At 55.0% G+C, this 15586-nt stretch carries 15 protein-coding genes and 1 tRNA gene; 15 read left to right on the top strand and 1 reads right to left on the bottom strand.

Annotated features, from left to right (window positions below; translation table 11 throughout):
* Positions 1-179: 179 nt before the first annotated feature.
* Positions 180-860 (top strand): hypothetical protein, encoded by a 681-nt coding sequence (locus tag TH4_RS13630; RefSeq protein WP_245227872.1) that lies wholly within the window; start codon positions 180-182, stop codon positions 858-860.
* 119 nt (positions 861-979) lie between these two features.
* Here TH4_RS13630 and fliG read toward each other — a convergent pair whose 3' ends face one another.
* Positions 980-1999, bottom strand: a complete 1020-nt coding sequence (fliG, locus tag TH4_RS13625) for a flagellar motor switch protein FliG (RefSeq protein ID WP_008891232.1) — start codon at positions 1997-1999, stop codon at positions 980-982.
* A 311-nt stretch (positions 2000-2310) separates the two neighbouring features.
* On the opposite strand from fliG, the gene TH4_RS13620 reads away from it, so the two are divergent.
* From TH4_RS13620 to TH4_RS13555, 14 genes are all read left to right on the top strand, one after another.
* A tRNA-Asp gene (locus tag TH4_RS13620) sits at positions 2311-2387 on the top strand.
* A 284-nt stretch (positions 2388-2671) separates the two neighbouring features.
* The gene (locus TH4_RS13615; protein WP_008891231.1) at positions 2672-3037 is read left to right on the top strand and encodes an NADH-quinone oxidoreductase subunit A; all 366 of its coding nucleotides are present in this window, start codon (positions 2672-2674) and stop codon (positions 3035-3037) included.
* Positions 3028-3570 carry a NuoB/complex I 20 kDa subunit family protein gene (locus TH4_RS13610; protein ID WP_040823994.1) on the top strand — a complete coding sequence of 181 codons (543 nt, stop codon included), beginning with the start codon at positions 3028-3030 and terminating at the stop codon, positions 3568-3570. Before TH4_RS13615 ends, TH4_RS13610 begins: the two co-directional genes overlap by 10 nt.
* A 19-nt stretch (positions 3571-3589) precedes the next feature.
* Entirely contained in the window at positions 3590-4219 is a 630-nt protein-coding gene (locus TH4_RS13605) for an NADH-quinone oxidoreductase subunit C (protein ID WP_064781506.1), read from the top strand.
* A complete protein-coding gene (locus TH4_RS13600; RefSeq protein ID WP_064781505.1) occupies positions 4219-5397 on the top strand; it encodes an NADH-quinone oxidoreductase subunit D in 1179 nt (392 codons plus the stop codon). The genes TH4_RS13605 and TH4_RS13600 overlap by 1 nt, the downstream gene beginning before the upstream one ends.
* Positions 5394-6056 carry an NADH-quinone oxidoreductase subunit NuoE gene (gene nuoE / locus TH4_RS13595; protein ID WP_064781504.1) on the top strand — a complete coding sequence of 221 codons (663 nt, stop codon included), beginning with the start codon at positions 5394-5396 and terminating at the stop codon, positions 6054-6056. Before TH4_RS13600 ends, nuoE begins: the two co-directional genes overlap by 4 nt.
* Before the next feature lies 1 nt (position 6057).
* Positions 6058-7338, top strand: a complete 1281-nt coding sequence (gene nuoF, locus TH4_RS13590) for an NADH-quinone oxidoreductase subunit NuoF (protein WP_008891226.1) — start codon at positions 6058-6060, stop codon at positions 7336-7338.
* A gap of 27 nt (positions 7339-7365) precedes the next feature.
* On the top strand, positions 7366-9426 hold the full coding sequence (nuoG, locus tag TH4_RS13585; protein WP_064781503.1) for an NADH-quinone oxidoreductase subunit NuoG: 2061 nt from the start codon (positions 7366-7368) through the stop codon (positions 9424-9426).
* Positions 9427-9513: 87 nt separating this feature from the next.
* Positions 9514-10527 (top strand): NADH-quinone oxidoreductase subunit NuoH, encoded by a 1014-nt coding sequence (nuoH, locus tag TH4_RS13580; protein ID WP_008891224.1) that lies wholly within the window; start codon positions 9514-9516, stop codon positions 10525-10527.
* Positions 10528-10558: 31 nt separating this feature from the next.
* Positions 10559-11047 (top strand): NADH-quinone oxidoreductase subunit NuoI, encoded by a 489-nt coding sequence (nuoI, locus tag TH4_RS13575; RefSeq protein ID WP_008891223.1) that lies wholly within the window; start codon positions 10559-10561, stop codon positions 11045-11047.
* Positions 11048-11130: 83 nt separating this feature from the next.
* Positions 11131-11739 (top strand): NADH-quinone oxidoreductase subunit J, encoded by a 609-nt coding sequence (locus TH4_RS13570; protein WP_044826785.1) that lies wholly within the window; start codon positions 11131-11133, stop codon positions 11737-11739.
* Positions 11739-12047, top strand: coding sequence for an NADH-quinone oxidoreductase subunit NuoK (gene nuoK / locus TH4_RS13565; RefSeq protein ID WP_007089416.1), 309 nt, complete (start codon positions 11739-11741; stop codon positions 12045-12047). The genes TH4_RS13570 and nuoK overlap by 1 nt, the downstream gene beginning before the upstream one ends.
* 7 nt (positions 12048-12054) lie before the next feature.
* The gene (gene nuoL, locus TH4_RS13560) at positions 12055-14058 is read left to right on the top strand and encodes an NADH-quinone oxidoreductase subunit L (protein ID WP_064781502.1); all 2004 of its coding nucleotides are present in this window, start codon (positions 12055-12057) and stop codon (positions 14056-14058) included.
* Positions 14059-14064: 6 nt separating this feature from the next.
* The gene (locus TH4_RS13555) at positions 14065-15582 is read left to right on the top strand and encodes an NADH-quinone oxidoreductase subunit M (protein ID WP_008891220.1); all 1518 of its coding nucleotides are present in this window, start codon (positions 14065-14067) and stop codon (positions 15580-15582) included.
* Positions 15583-15586 lie beyond the last annotated feature (4 nt).

Below are 15586 nucleotides of genomic sequence, written 5' to 3'. Positions count from 1 at the left end.
GATAAAGGCAGCCCTAAAGGCTGCCTTTTTTCGTTTCCGGATTTTGCGTATCCAGACCTCCTGTAAGCAGTTGCTTTGCTTCCCCATATCGTCCTTCGGACAGGGGCTTGTATAAGTTGACGCTTGGTCGGCGGACAGGCACTGTTGATGCCATGGTCAAGAGAATCGGAACCTTCAAGATGAACAGTAATCCGGCCCGCCATCCATCTCGCCCTGAGCGTATCAGCCCGGCAGCAATACCACAGCGGTTCGCGCGTCAAACATGGTCGATATGCCGTCAGGTTCTGATCGTTCTGTGCCTGCCCGTAATGCTTGCCAGCTGCTATCTGCCGGAGGCCTTCACCATTGATCTGTCCATGGAGCGGAATGGCGATTATCGCCTGAGCTACCGTGGTTTGCTGGTGCAGCCAAACATTACCCAAGGCCTTCTGGATAAAAGTCTGGATGCGGAGGGTGAAAAGGAAAAGGTCGCCAAGGTTCTGGCCGATCTCAAGCGCGATTCGGCTGTAAGACAGCTGACCTATACCGGGCGCGGCGTGTTCAACATGGTCTATGAAAAGCGCGGCAACATCATGCGCGAAAAAAGCTTCGTCTTTGTCCGCCGGCAATCGCGCATACTGGAAATGTTCTTTAATTCAGAGCGAAACACCGTTGAAATTCGGGGCGGCTTTGTCCCTGACCAGTATCAGGACCGCCTGACGGCACTCGGCTACCAGATGACCGGCAAGATCGAGGTCCGCACGACCGCAGGGGTGCGCAGCCACAACGCAGTAGAGTTCCGTGAAATCAACGGTCAGAACCGCCTGCGCTGGGAAATTCAGTCGATCTCTGATCCGGTTCCTAACGTCATTCTGGGCTAGGGCAGGGTAGTTTGGCTTAGCTTGGGATATTCCCCATCTGATCGCGCCTGACGAACGAAAAAAGGGACAGCATTGGCTGTCCCTTTGGTGTTTGTGCAGTTGCGGTATTTTGGTGGGGACTAGAAGACCATTTCGTCTTCGGCACCGCCTTCGGAAATGACGATCTGGCCCTGTGCGGCCAGTTCCTTGGCCAGCTGGACGATCATCATCTGCGACTCTTCGACGTCTGACAGACGAACCGGGCCAAGCGCGTCCATATCTTCCTTCATCATCTTGCCGGCACGTTCGGACATGTTCTTGAAGAACAGGTCGCGCATCTGATCGGTCGAGCCTTTCAGCGCCAGGGCAAGCTTGTCCTTTTCGACCTGACGCAGCAGCGTCTGAACGCCGTTGTTGTCAAGCCGCGCAAGGTCTTCGAAGGTGAACATAAGCGCCTTGATCTTCTCGGCGGAATCACGGTTACGTTCTTCAAGCGCAGTGAGAAATCTGTCCTGACTTTGGCGGTCAAGGCTGTTGAAGATATCCGCCATCAGTTCGTGGTTATCACCGCGCGAACCGCGCGCAAGGTTCGACATGAACTCGGTGCGCAGCGTCTTTTCAATGTTATCGAGAACTTCTTTCTGAACGGCTTCCATGCGCAACATACGCATGATGACTTCCATCGAGAAGTTTTCCGGCAAAAGTGAGAGAACCGACGCAGAATGTGCGGGTTTGAGTTTGGACAGAACCACACCGACGGTCTGCGGATATTCGTTTTTCAGGTAGTTCGCCAGAACCGCTTCGTTCACGTTGTTGAGCTTGTCCCACATGGTACGACCCGCAGGACCGCGGATCTCTTCCATGATGCCGTTCACGCGGTCTTCGGGCAGTACCTTGGAAAGCAGGCGTTCGGTGGTATCAAACGAACCGACCAGCGAGCCGGTTGAAGACAGCTGGTCAGCGAATTCGACGAAAAGGCGCTCAACGATATTAGAGTTGATCGTACCGAGGCTCGACATGGTTTGGGAAATCTCTTTGATTTCCTCGTCATCCATCATGCTGAACATCTTGGTTGCGTGCTCTTCCCCAAGAGCAAGCATGAGAATCGCTGCCTTTTCAGGTCCGGCCAGTGATCTGTATTCTTCTTTTACGCGCCCCACGGGTGGTCTTCTCCGTCGTAATGACTCTGTTCGGGGTGGAACCTGACGCCCGAACCTGCCTCTATCGCACCGTAAGATAGGGGTTATTTGTCAACAATTCTATAAAAGCCGACACCCCTTTGCAAAGCCCCATCGGTATAAAGCGCCCTAAATGTACAAAATTGATTAATGCCGTACAATTTCGGAGCCAAATTACCCCGCAAAGGGTGATGTTTGCGGGCGCAATTGTCGAATGGGTTGAAATCGTTGCTAGCTGCTTGACTTGGTTTGGGGGGTGGTCTAACAAAGGCGCGCCGATTGATGGTCATTTTGCGGGCGTAGCTCAGTTGGTTAGAGCGCCGGCCTGTCACGCCGGAGGCCGCGAGTTCAAGTCTCGTCGCTCGCGCCATGATCCATCATCTGTTGTCTTTTTTGGGGCGAATTGTCTTTTCCGCGGTCGCCTTTTCTTGTGTTGCTAATGCTGCTTCGCACGATTGGGTCTTGATCATCTCGACGTCCAGCCCGATATCGGACGATAGTAAACGGTAAAAAGATTAGAAAGTTTCCGGTCTTAGAGCATGTTCAACGTGCTTGGGGACTGGAACTTGTGCGGTGCATACGTTATGGTGCGCCGTAATTGGCCAGGTGGGGACCTGGTCGGGTCAAAAGGCCTGTTCTTGAGAGGTCAGAGAGATGCAAGAGCTTCTTTCGGAATATCTTCCGATCCTGGTGTTCATCGGGATCGCCGTCGGTCTTTCGGCGGTAATCGTCATCGCGTCGCTGGTTCTTGCCAAGCAGGCACCGGATGTTGAGAAACTGTCCGCATACGAATGCGGGTTTGCGCCGTTCGAAGACGCGCGCATCAAGTTCGACGTTCGGTTCTATCTGGTCGCAATCTTGTTCATTATTTTCGACCTCGAAGTCGCCTTCCTGTTCCCGTGGGCTGTAACCCTCGGTGATATCGGAACATTCGGCTTTGTATCGATGGTGATCTTCCTGGCTGTTTTGACGGTCGGCTTTATCTACGAATGGAAGAAGGGAGCTTTGGAATGGGAGTGAGCACCAACTCAGGCGCACCCCTGGCACCCGGTTCGGATCAGGATGCAATGCTTAAGGGCGTGTTTGACGAGATGAACGACAAGGGCTTTGTCCTTGCCAATCTCGATAAACTCGCAAGCTGGGCAAGCACCGGGTCCTTGTGGCCGATGACTTTCGGTCTGGCCTGCTGTGCTGTTGAGATGATGCATTCGGCGGCGTCGCGTTATGACCTTGACCGTTATGGTCTGGTTTTCCGCCCAAGCCCGCGTCAGTCGGACGTGATGATCGTTGCTGGTACCCTGACCAACAAAATGGCCCCGGCACTGCGTAAGGTCTATGACCAGATGGCAGAGCCGCGCTGGGTTATTTCGATGGGCTCGTGCGCCAATGGCGGCGGTTACTATCACTATTCTTATTCGGTGGTACGCGGTTGTGATCGCGTTGTGCCGGTGGACGTATACGTTCCCGGGTGCCCGCCGACAGCCGAAGCGCTGATTTATGGCGTGATGCAGCTGCAAAAGAAAATCCGCCGTACCGGTGTCCTGACACGCTGATCCGTAATAGGGGGCTTGCATGAGCGAACTGCTCAGCGATAACAGCGCTGCTTTGAAAGATCTGAAAGATCTGGTGGCGTCACAGCTGGCCAACGAAATTCTCGAAAGCGAGATTCGTTACGGCGAGCTGACCATCGTCGCCAAGCGCGATGATATCCTTAAAGTTCTGACCTTCCTTCGGGATGATACCGGCTGCTTGTTCAAGCAGCTTATTGATGTTTGTGGTGCAGACTACCCGGAACGTATTGAGCGTTTCGACGTTGTCTATCACCTGCTGTCTCTGAAGCATAACCTGCGCATTCGTGTGAAGGTCCGTACTGACGAAGACACCCCGTTACCAAGCTGTGTTTCGCTGTTCAGCGCCGCCGACTGGTTCGAGCGCGAAGCGTGGGACATGTACGGTATCTTCTTCGCCGGTCATCCGGATCCCCGCCGTATTCTGACCGATTACGGTTTTGAAGGTCATCCGCTGCGCAAGGACTTCCCGCTGACCGGGTATGTCGAAGTGCGTTATGACGATGAACAGAAGCGTGTTGTCTACGAGCCGGTCAAACTGGTTCAGGATTTCCGTAATTTCGATTTCGAAAGCCCATGGGAAGGCATCCAGCATGTTCTTCCGGGTGATGAAAAGGCGGAGGGCAACGCCTGATGTCCGAACAAAAAATCAAAAACATGACCATGAACTTCGGCCCGCAGCACCCTGCGGCGCACGGCGTTCTGCGTTTGGTTCTGGAAATGGACGGCGAAGTCGTCGAACGTTCCGACCCGCACATTGGTCTTCTGCACCGTGGTACGGAAAAGCTGATCGAATATAAGACCTATATTCAGGCGACCCCGTATTTCGACCGTCTCGACTATGTCGCACCGATGAACCAGGAACATGCTTATTGCCTGGCCATCGAAAAGCTGATGGGCGTCGAAGTGCCCAAGCGTGCGCAGTATATCCGTGTTCTTTATGCGGAAATCGGTCGTATCCTGAACCACATTCTGAACCTGACCGCGTTCGCACTGGACGTTGGTGCGATGACCCCGCTTCTGTGGGGATTTGAAGAACGTGAAAAGCTCATGGAATTCTATGAGCGCGCCTGTGGCGCCCGTCTTCACGCCAACTACTTCCGTCCGGGTGGCGTTGCTGCCGATCTTCCGGCAGGCTTGCTTGATGATATCGACGCATGGGCAGACCAGTACGAAATCTTTATGAAAGACTTCGACCGTGTTCTGACCGGCAACCGTATCTTCAAACAGCGTACGGTCGATATCGGTATCGTCAGTGCCGAAGAAGCCCTTGATTGGGGCTTCACCGGTCCGAACATCCGTGCATCGGGTCTGGCGTGGGATCTGCGCAAATCGCAGCCTTATGACTCTTACGAAGAATTCGACTTCGACATTCCTGTCGGCAAGAACGGCGATTGCTATGACCGCTTCCTTGTCCGTTTCGAAGAAATGTGGCAGTCGCTGAAAATCATCAAGCAGGCCATCAAAAATATGCCGGATGGCCCTGTCATTGTTGAAAACAACAAAGTGGCACCGCCGTCGCGCGCCGAAATGAAGCGTTCGATGGAAGCCCTTATTCACCACTTCAAACTCTTCACCGAAGGTTTCCACGTACCGGCCGGCGAATGCTATGCCGCGGTCGAGGCACCAAAAGGCGAGTTTGGTGTGTATCTTGTTTCGGATGGCTCGAACCGTCCGTATCGCTGCAAAATCCGCGCCCCGGGGTTCCCGCACCTCCAAGGCATCGACTTCATGTCAAAAGGCCACATGCTGGCCGACGTCGTTGCCAATATCGGGTCGCTAGATATCGTGTTCGGTGAGATTGACCGATGAGCCATTTGAGAAGACCAGCTCCGAAAGAGCTTCAGCCGACCAGCTTTGCTTTCACGCCTGAAAATCAGGAAAAAGCAAAGAAGATCATCGCCAAGTATCCGGAAGGCCGCCAGCAGAGCGCGGTCATGCCGCTGCTTGATCTGGCACAGCGTCAGACCGAAGGTAACTGGGTTCCGACCGTCGCAATGGATTACATTGCCGACATGCTCGAAATGCCGGCCATTCGCGTCTACGAGGTCGCAACCTTCTATACGATGTATAACCTTGCCCCGGTGGGTAAGAACTTCATCCAGGTTTGCACCACCACGCCGTGCTGGCTTCGCGGTTCTGCCGACGTTGTCGATACCTGCAAAAAGGAACTCGGCATTGGCGTTGGTGAAACCACCGAAGACGGTCAGTTCACCATGATCGAAGTCGAATGCCTTGGTGCGTGTGTCAACGCACCGATGATGCAGATCAACGACGATTATTACGAAGACCTGACGCCGGAAACGACCAAGGCCATCCTCGATGCCCTCAAAAAGGGCGAGAAGCCGAAAGCCGGTCCGCAGAGCGGCCGCAAAGGGTGCGAGCCGATCGATGGTCCGAAGGTTCTGAAGGCATTCTGTGGCTGCGGCGCAGCCTCGCAGGATGCTGATGCAAGCGAAGGGGACGCCTGATATGCTGCAGGATAAGGATCGTATCTTTACCAACCTGTATGGTTTCCAGGATTTCGGCCTTAAAGGTGCGCAGTCCCGTGGCAACTGGGATGGTACCAAGGCATTGATCGAAAAAGGCCGCGACTGGATCATCGACGAGATGAAAGCATCCGGTATGCGTGGTCGTGGGGGCGCTGGCTTCCCGACCGGCCTCAAATGGTCCTTCATGCCCAAGGAATCTGATGGTCGTCCGAGCTACCTGGTTGTGAACGCCGACGAAGGTGAACCGGGTACCTGTAAAGACCGCGAAATCATGCGCAATGATCCGCACACCCTGGTCGAAGGTTGCCTTCTGGCCAGCTTCGCGATGAATGCGCATGCGGCCTATATCTATATCCGTGGTGAATTCTATCACGAGGCATCCAACCTTCAGCGCGCGATTGACGAGGCATACGAAGCCGGTTTGATCGGTAAAAACGCCTGTGGCTCTGGTTGGGACTTTGACCTTTACCTGCATCTCGGTGCCGGTGCTTACATCTGTGGCGAAGAAACCGCCCTGATCGAAAGCCTCGAAGGTAAAAAAGGCCAGCCGCGCCTGAAACCGCCGTTCCCGGCGAACGCAGGCCTTTATGGTTGCCCGACCACGGTTAACAACGTCGAATCGATTGCCGCTGTTCCGACCATTCTGCGTCGTGGTGGTTCGTGGTTCGCCGGTTTTGGCCGTGAAAACAACCACGGCACCAAGCTGTTTGCCATTTCCGGTCACGTTGAAAAGCCGTGCACTGTCGAAGAAGCCATGAGCATCCCGCTCAAGGAACTGATCGAAAAGCATTGCGGCGGCGTTCGTGGCGGCTGGGACAACCTTCTTGCGGTTATTCCGGGCGGTTCATCTGTTCCGCTGATGCCAAAAGACGTCTGTGATGACGTTCTGATGGACTTTGACGGCCTGCGTGAAGTCGGCTCCGGTCTTGGGACCGCTGCTGTCATCGTCATGGACAAGTCAACTGACATTGTCTACGCGATCGCGCGTCTGTCGGAATTCTACAAGCATGAAAGCTGTGGTCAGTGCACGCCGTGCCGTGAAGGTACCGGCTGGATGATGCGTATGATGACGCGCATGGTTCGCGGCGAAGCCACGCTCGATGAGATTGATCTGTTGTGGGATGTGACCAAACAGGTCGAAGGCCACACCATTTGTGCGCTTGGCGATGCTGCTGCATGGCCGATTCAGGGCCTTATCCGTCACTTCCGTCCCGAAATGGAACGTCGGATCAAGGAATATCGCGCACGGATCGCGGCCTGAGAGAGGCCTGTTGAGAGGGATTGAGACATGCCGAAACTAACAGTTGACGGTATTGAAGTTGAAGTAGAAGCCGGGGCGACAGTCCTTCAGGCCTGTGAAGAGGCCGGTAAGGAAATCCCGCGTTTCTGCTATCACGAACGCCTGTCAATCGCCGGCAACTGCCGTATGTGTCTGGTGGAAATGGAACGTGCGCCGAAACCGGTCGCATCCTGCGCCATGCCTGCGGCAGATGGAATGGTGATCAAAACCGATTCCGACCTTGTGAAAAAGGCACGCAACGGCGTGATGGAATTCCTGCTGATCAACCATCCGCTGGATTGCCCGATTTGTGACCAGGGTGGTGAATGTGATCTTCAGGACCAGGCCATGGCCTATGGTTTTGACTCTTCACGTTACGCCGAGAAAAAACGTGCTGTGAAGGACAAGGAACTGGGTCCGATCGTCAAAACGATCATGACCCGTTGCATCCACTGCACCCGTTGCGTTCGCTTCTCCGAGGAAGTCGCCGGTGTCGGCACCATGGGTGCTGTTTACCGCGGCGAAGACACCGAAGTCGGACCATATATCGAAGCCTCCATCAACTCCGAGCTTTCAGGCAACCTGGTTGACCTGTGCCCGGTCGGTGCGCTGACCTCCAAGCCGTATGCGTTTACCGCGCGTCCGTGGGAGCTCAAGAAAACCGATAGCGTCGATGTCATGGACGCGGTTGGCTCGAACATTCGTATCGATGCCCGTACCGGCGAAGTGATGCGCGTTCTGCCGCGCACCAACGAAGACATCAACGAAGAATGGATTTCGGACAAAACCCGTTACGCCATTGATGGCCTGAAACGTCAGCGCCTTGACCGTCCGTATGTTCGCAAGGATGGCAAGCTGCAGCCGGCAAGCTGGGACGAAGCATTTGCTGCGATCAAGGCAAAGGTTTCTGGCCTGGATGGCAAGAAAATTGCCGCCCTTGCGGGTGACACGGTCGATTGTGAATCGATGACCGCGCTGAAAGACCTGATGGGCAAGCTTGGTTCGCCGAACCTCGATTGCCGTCAGGACGGCTCGAAGATTGGTGGCCCGCGTGCCTCCTATATCTTCAACAGCACGATTGCCGGTATTGACGAGGCAGATGCCTGCCTGATCGTTGGTGCCAATGTTCGTGCCGAAGCGCCGATCATCAATTCCCGTCTGCGCAAACGCTGGCGCACGACCGCTGGCGATTTCAAAGTCGGCATCATTGGTGAAAAGTGGGATCCGACCTACAAGAACGATTATCTTGGTGCTGGTCCGGAAACCCTCCAGGAAATCCTGGATGGCAAGCACGAGTTCGCCAAGGTTCTCAAGGCTTCTGAAAAGCCGATGATCATTGTCGGCATGGGCGCGCTTAACCGTGAAGACGGTGACGCGGTTCTTGCTGCCACCCGCGCCATTGCCGAGAAATACGGCATGGTTTCTGGTGAATGGAACGGCTTTAACGTTCTGCACACTGCGGCATCGCGTGTCGGCGGTCTTGATCTCGGCTTCGTACCGGGTGAGGGCGGTCTGGCAACCAATGACATTCTCGATGGTGCCGCCAAAGGCGATATCGAGGTTGTCTATCTTCTGGGTGCCGACGAAGTCGACATGAGCAAACTGGAAAAGGCATTTGTCATTTACCAGGGTGCAATGGGCGATGCCGGTGCACAGGCAGCCGACGTGATCCTGCCGGGGGCTGCTTACACCGAAAAGAATGGCACCTATGTCAACACCGAAGGCCGCGCCCAGCAGGGCTGGCGTGCGATCTTCCCGGTTGGTGACGCGCGTGAGGACTGGGCGATTGTTCGTGCACTTTCCGGTGCGCTGGATCTGACCCTTCCATACAACAATATCGATGCCGTTCGCTCGCGCATGGTGGAACTCAGCCCGACCTTTGCGTCGCTGAATGTTCCGACCAAGGCAGAATGGACCGATTTCGGTGTGTCAGGTGACATGAAGTCTGATGGCTTTGTATCGCCGGTTCGCAATTTCTATATGACCGACCCGATCAGCCGTGCTTCGGTGACGATGGCCAAATGTACTGAGGCCTTTGTCAAGGATGCGGCTGCCGAGAAGGTTGCCTGAGTAAGGGGAGCGACGATCTGATCGTCGCTCATCCCGCAAGGGGGTGTCCCAATTTTGGGACGAAACGCAAAAGATACGGTTTGACCGATGGAACTTCTTTGGGACGGATATATTGAACCGCTCGTCTGGATCGTCGCCAAAATTCTCGCGATTGTTCTGCCGTTGCTGGGTGCTGTCGCCTATCTGACCTACGCCGAGCGTAAGGTCATCGGTGCTATTCAGCTCCGTAAGGGCCCGAACGTTGTGGGGCCGTTTGGCCTTCTGCAGCCGCTTGCCGATGGTTTGAAGCTGTTTCTGAAAGAAACAATCATTCCAAGCAGCGCGAACAAGGGCGTGTTCATCATCGCCCCGATGCTGACCTTTATTCTGGCAATCATTGCCTGGGCGGTTATTCCGTTCGACGAGGGCATGGTTCTGGCCGATCTGAATGTCGGTATTCTTTACATCTTCGCGATTTCTTCGCTGGGTGTTTACGGTATCGTGATGGCCGGTTGGGCATCGAACTCCAAATACGCCTTCCTTGGTGCGCTGCGTTCCGGCGCCCAGATGGTTTCGTATGAGATTTCGATTGGCCTGATCATCATCTCGGTTCTGCTGACGACCGGTTCGCTGAACCTCAGCGACATTGTCCGCGGGCAGGTCGGTGGTATCTGGGAGTGGAACTTCGTTTATCACTTCCCGATGTTCATCGTCTTTATCGTATCCATTCTGGCAGAAACCAACCGCGCACCGTTTGACCTTCCCGAAGCGGAAGCCGAACTGGTCTCGGGTTATAACGTCGACTATTCGGCAATGACCTTTGCGCTGTTCTTCCTGGGTGAATACGCGAACATGATCCTGATGAGTGGCCTGTGCGCCATTCTGTTCCTGGGTGGCTGGAGCGCGCCGTTGCCGTTCCTCGAATTCATCCCGGGCGCAATCTGGTTCATCATCAAGATCTGCTTCGTTCTGTTCATCTTCCTGTGGGTCCGTGCAACCTTCCCGCGTTACCGTTATGACCAACTGATGCGTCTGGGCTGGAAAATCTTCCTGCCGCTGTCTTTCGCATGGGTCATGCTGGTTGCCACGTTCCTCGTTGTTTTTGACAAGGTCCCGGCCTGATCGCCGCGCATCGGAAAGAGAGAGGTAAACGATGTCATTTATTGATCGGACGGCCCGGAGCTTCCTGCTCGCGGAACTCGTTTCGGGAATGGCGCTCACCTTGAAATATATGTTCAAGCCCAAGGTGACGATCAACTACCCGTACGAAAAAGGTCCGCTGAGCCCGCGTTTCCGTGGCGAACACGCACTGCGCCGTTACCCGAACGGCGAAGAGCGTTGCATCGCCTGCAAACTTTGCGAAGCCATTTGCCCGGCACAGGCCATCACCATTGAGGTCGAGCCGCGCAACGACGGTTCGCGTCGTACCACGCGTTACGACATTGATATGACGAAATGCATCTATTGTGGCTTCTGCGAGGAAGCCTGCCCGGTGGATGCCATCGTCGAAGGTCCGAACTTCGAGTTCGCAACCGAAAACCGCGAGGAGCTGTTCTATGACAAGGACAAACTCCTGGCAAACGGCGAGCGTTGGGAAGCCGAGCTTGCTGCACGATTGGAGGCAGACGCACCTTATCGGTAAGTGTCGCGTCTGATCGTTAGAAAGAGAGTTCATGGGCCGTTGTTTGCCAAAGGGGCAGCAACGGTTCGCCAAGGGGGTACCTTATGGTCGTACAGGCTTTGGCTTTTTACCTGTTTGCTACCGTCGCGGTTTTGTCCGCGACTGCGGTTGTGACCGTTCGCAACCCGGTGCATTCGGTACTGTTGCTGATCTTGACATTCTTTAACGCAGCCGGACTTTTCGTCCTGCTGGGTGCCGAGTTTCTCGCCATGCTGCTTGTCGTCGTCTATGTCGGCGCGGTTGCAGTCCTGTTCCTGTTCGTCGTCATGATGCTCGACATTAACTTTGTCGAAATGCGTCAGGGCTTTTTGAACTACCTGCCGATCGGCATTCTGATCGCGGTTGTTCTGTTTGTCGAACTGGCACTGGTTGGCGCTGGCTGGACCCTAACCGACGAGGCGGTCGCGGTTCTCGCGCAGCCGACACCGGCAGGTCTGACCAACGTCGAAGCACTCGGTCAACTGATCTACACCGATTACGCATACATCTTCCAGGCGGCTGGTCTGGTTCTGCTTGTTGCGATGATTGGCGCAATTGTCCTGACACTGCGTCACCGTGAAGGTGTCCGTCGTCAGAAAATCTCCGAGCAGGTCAAGCGTACCCGCGCTGATACGCTTGAAGTCAAAAAAGTTCCGGTCGGAAGGGGGATCTGATGGAAATCGGTCTTGCACATTATCTGACCGTCGCGGCGATCCTTTTCACACTCGGGATCTTCGGCATCTTCATGAACCGCAAGAACGTCATCATCATCATGATGTCGATCGAGCTGATGCTGCTGGCGGTCAATATCAATCTGGTCGCGTTCTCGTCGTTCCTCGGCGACCTCGTCGGACAGGTATTTACCATCTTCGTTCTGACGGTTGCTGCGGCTGAAGCGGCAATTGGTCTGGCGATCCTGGTCGTCTATTTCCGTAACCGCGGCACCATCGCGGTTGAAGACATCAACATGATGAAGGGGTAAGGCAGATATGTATCCGTTGATTGTATTCCTGCCCCTGATCGCGGCAATCCTTGCCGGGGCCATCACGCTGGTCGGCGCCATGTCGACCGCAAAGGATGCCCCGCATGACAGCCATGGTCATCACCATCATGGTGTGTCCGCGTCGGATCGTCTGGCGCAGCTGGTCACCGTTGCCGGTGTCGTGATTGCCTTTGTGATTTCGATCTTTGCCTTTGTCGATGTTGCCCTTGGTGGCAACCCGGTTGTGATTGAACTGTTTACCTGGATTTCCTCTGGCAGCTTCGATGCGTCCTGGTCGCTGCGTATTGATACGCTGACCTGTGTGATGCTGATTGTTGTTACCGGCGTGTCCTCGATGGTTCACATCTATTCCATCGGCTATATGTCGCATGATCCGGACAAGCCGCGCTTCATGGCGTATCTCAGCCTGTTCACCTTTGCGATGTTGATGCTGATTACCGCCGACAACCTGATCCAGCTGTTCTTCGGCTGGGAGGGCGTTGGTCTGGCGTCTTACCTTCTGATCGGCTTCTGGTATTCCAAGCCGTCGGCATCGGCCGCTGCGATGAAAGCATTCATCGTCAACCGTGTCGGTGACTTCGGCTTTGCCCTTGGTATCTTTGCGGTTTATGTCCTGTTCGACAGCGTTCAGTTCGACGTCATCTTTGGCAATGCCGAAGAAGTCGCAGGAACCACGCTGATGTTCCTGGGCCATGAGTTCTCAGCCCTCGAGATTACCTGCTTCCTGCTGTTCATCGGTGCGATGGGTAAATCGGCACAGCTTGGTCTGCACACCTGGCTTCCGGACGCAATGGAAGGCCCGACCCCGGTTTCCGCCCTTATTCACGCGGCAACCATGGTGACGGCCGGTGTATTCATGGTCGCGCGTCTGTCGCCGATCTTTGAATATGCTGAAACCACCCTGATGATCGTGACCATCGTTGGTGCCTCGACTGCGTTCTTTGCAGCCACCATCGGCTGTGTTCAGAACGACATCAAGCGCGTCATTGCCTATTCGACCTGTTCGCAGCTGGGCTATATGTTCTTTGCCTGCGGCGTGTCGGCTTATTCGGCAGGTGTCTTCCACCTGATGACACACGGCTTCTTCAAGGCGCTTCTGTTCCTTGGTGCCGGTTCGGTCATCCATGCCATGTCTGATGAACAGGACATGCGCAAGATGGGCGGCATCGCCAAAATGGTTCCGCTGACCTTTGCTGTGATGGTGATTGGTACGCTTGCGATTACCGGTGTTCCGGGCTTCGCGGGTTACTATTCCAAGGACCTTATCCTTGAAAGCGCCTATGGGGCACATACCGGCGTTGGCCTGTATGCGTTCTGGGCGGGTATCCTTGCGGCTCTGATGACCTCGTTCTACAGCTGGCGTCTGATCTTCCTGACCTTCTTCGGCGCACCGCGCGCTGATGAACGGACCATGGCGCACGTGCATGAAAGCCCGGCGATCATGACCGGTCCGCTCCTGTTCCTGACCGTCGGTGCTGTCTTTGCCGGCTGGTTCGCCAAGGATTGGTTCGGTGGCGGCGACTTTGAAGAAATGCTGACCTTCTGGAATGGCGCACTCTTCATGGCCGAAGGTCACAACGCTCTGGAAAATGCACACCATGTTCCGGGTTGGGTGAAATGGGCACCGTTTGTTGCCATGATCACCGGTCTGTCGCTTGCGATTGTCATGTACAAGCTCGTACCGTCGCTTCCGCGCACGCTGGCCAACACCTTCAACGGTGTTTACCGCTTCGCGCTGAACAAATGGTACTTCGACGAGCTGTATGACAAGATTTTCGTCAAGCCGGCCTTTGCTTTGGGCTATGGCTTCTGGAAATCAGGGGATGGTGCCATCATCGATGGTTGCGGTCCGGATGGTGTGGCAGCTGCTTGCCGTAACATCGCACGTCGCGTCAGCGCCATTCAGAGTGGTTTCGTCTATCACTATGCATTTGCGATGCTGATCGGCATTGCAGCGCTGGTCTCCTACACAATTTGGAAGATGGGTTAACGGGCGATGAGTGATTGGCCAATTCTTTCGATCGTCACTTTCCTGCCGCTGGTCGGTGCAGCGCTGCTGCTGCTGATCAATGGTGAAGAGGCGACTGTTGCCCGCAATTCCCGTTGGGTTGCGCTTTGGACCTCGGGGTTCACGTTCCTCGTATCCTTGATGCTGTGGGTGAACTTCGATGCAACGACCGCAGATTTCCAGTTCGTCGAGCAGGCGGACTGGATGCCGGGTCTGAACATTTCCTATCACATGGGCGTTGACGGTATTTCCGTTCTGTTCGTCCTGCTGGCGACCTTCCTGACACCGATTTGTATCCTGTCGGCATGGGAAGCGATCCAGAAGCGCGTGAAGGAATACATGATCGCCTTCCTCGTTCTTGAAACGATGATGGTCGGCATGTTCAGTGCCCTTGACGGTCTGCTGTTCTATCTGTTCTTCGAAGGCGTCCTGATCCCGATGTTCATCATCATCGGCGTCTGGGGTGGTCAGCGTCGCGTCTATGCGGCATTCAAGCTGTTCCTTTATACCCTTCTTGGTTCGGTCCTGATGCTGGTGGCACTGCTTGCGATGTATTTCGAAGCCGGCACCACCGATATCCCGACCCTGATGGAATACGGCTTCGATTATAATATGCAGCTCTGGCTGTGGCTGGCCTTCTTTGCATCGTTTGCCGTCAAGGTGCCGATGTGGCCGGTCCATACCTGGCTGCCCGATGCCCACGTTGAGGCACCGACGGCTGGTTCTGTGATCCTGGCTGGCGTGCTGTTGAAAATGGGTGGTTACGGTTTCCTGCGTTTCTCGCTGCCGATGATGCCGTTGGCGTCTGAAACCTTCGCACCGCTCGTCTTCACGCTGTCGATTGTTGCAATCATCTATACGTCGCTGGTCGCTCTTGCGCAGCAGGACATGAAAAAGCTGATTGCATATTCGTCGGTCGCCCATATGGGGATTGTTACCATCGGTGCATTTACCTTTAATCAGCACGGTATCGAAGGTTCGATCTTCCAGATGCTCAGCCACGGTGTAGTTTCCGGTGCACTCTTCCTGTGTGTCGGTGTGGTCTATGACCGTATCCATACCCGCGAAATCGACGCCTATGGTGGTCTTGTCCACCGTATGCCGAGCTACGCACTGATCTTCATGTTCTTCACGATGGCGTCTGTTGGTCTGCCGGGTACGGGCGGGTTCGTTGGTGAAATCCTCGCACTTCTGGGTGCGTTCGAAGCCAACACCTGGGTCGCATTCTTTGCGGCAACCGGTCTGATCCTTGGTGCGGCCTATGCGCTGTATCTCTATCGCCGGATTATTTTCGGGGCACTCACCAAAGAGAACCTGAAAACCATCCTCGATCTGAGCCCGCGTGAATGGATTATCTTTGCACCGCTGGTGATCATCGTTCTGTGGATGGGGGTCTACCCGGTCTCCTTCCTCGACATCATGCATGTCTCGGTTGAGAACCTCGTCAACCAGGTCGAAACGGCCCAGGCTGCAGCGGCACAAGCCGCCCAGCTGGCTGCGAATTGAGGGG

The organism is Thalassospira tepidiphila MCCC 1A03514 (genome assembly GCF_001662875.1).
In the GTDB taxonomy this organism is placed as follows: domain Bacteria; phylum Pseudomonadota; class Alphaproteobacteria; order Rhodospirillales; family Thalassospiraceae; genus Thalassospira; species Thalassospira tepidiphila.
This window is presented reverse-complemented; position numbering and strand designations above follow the sequence as displayed.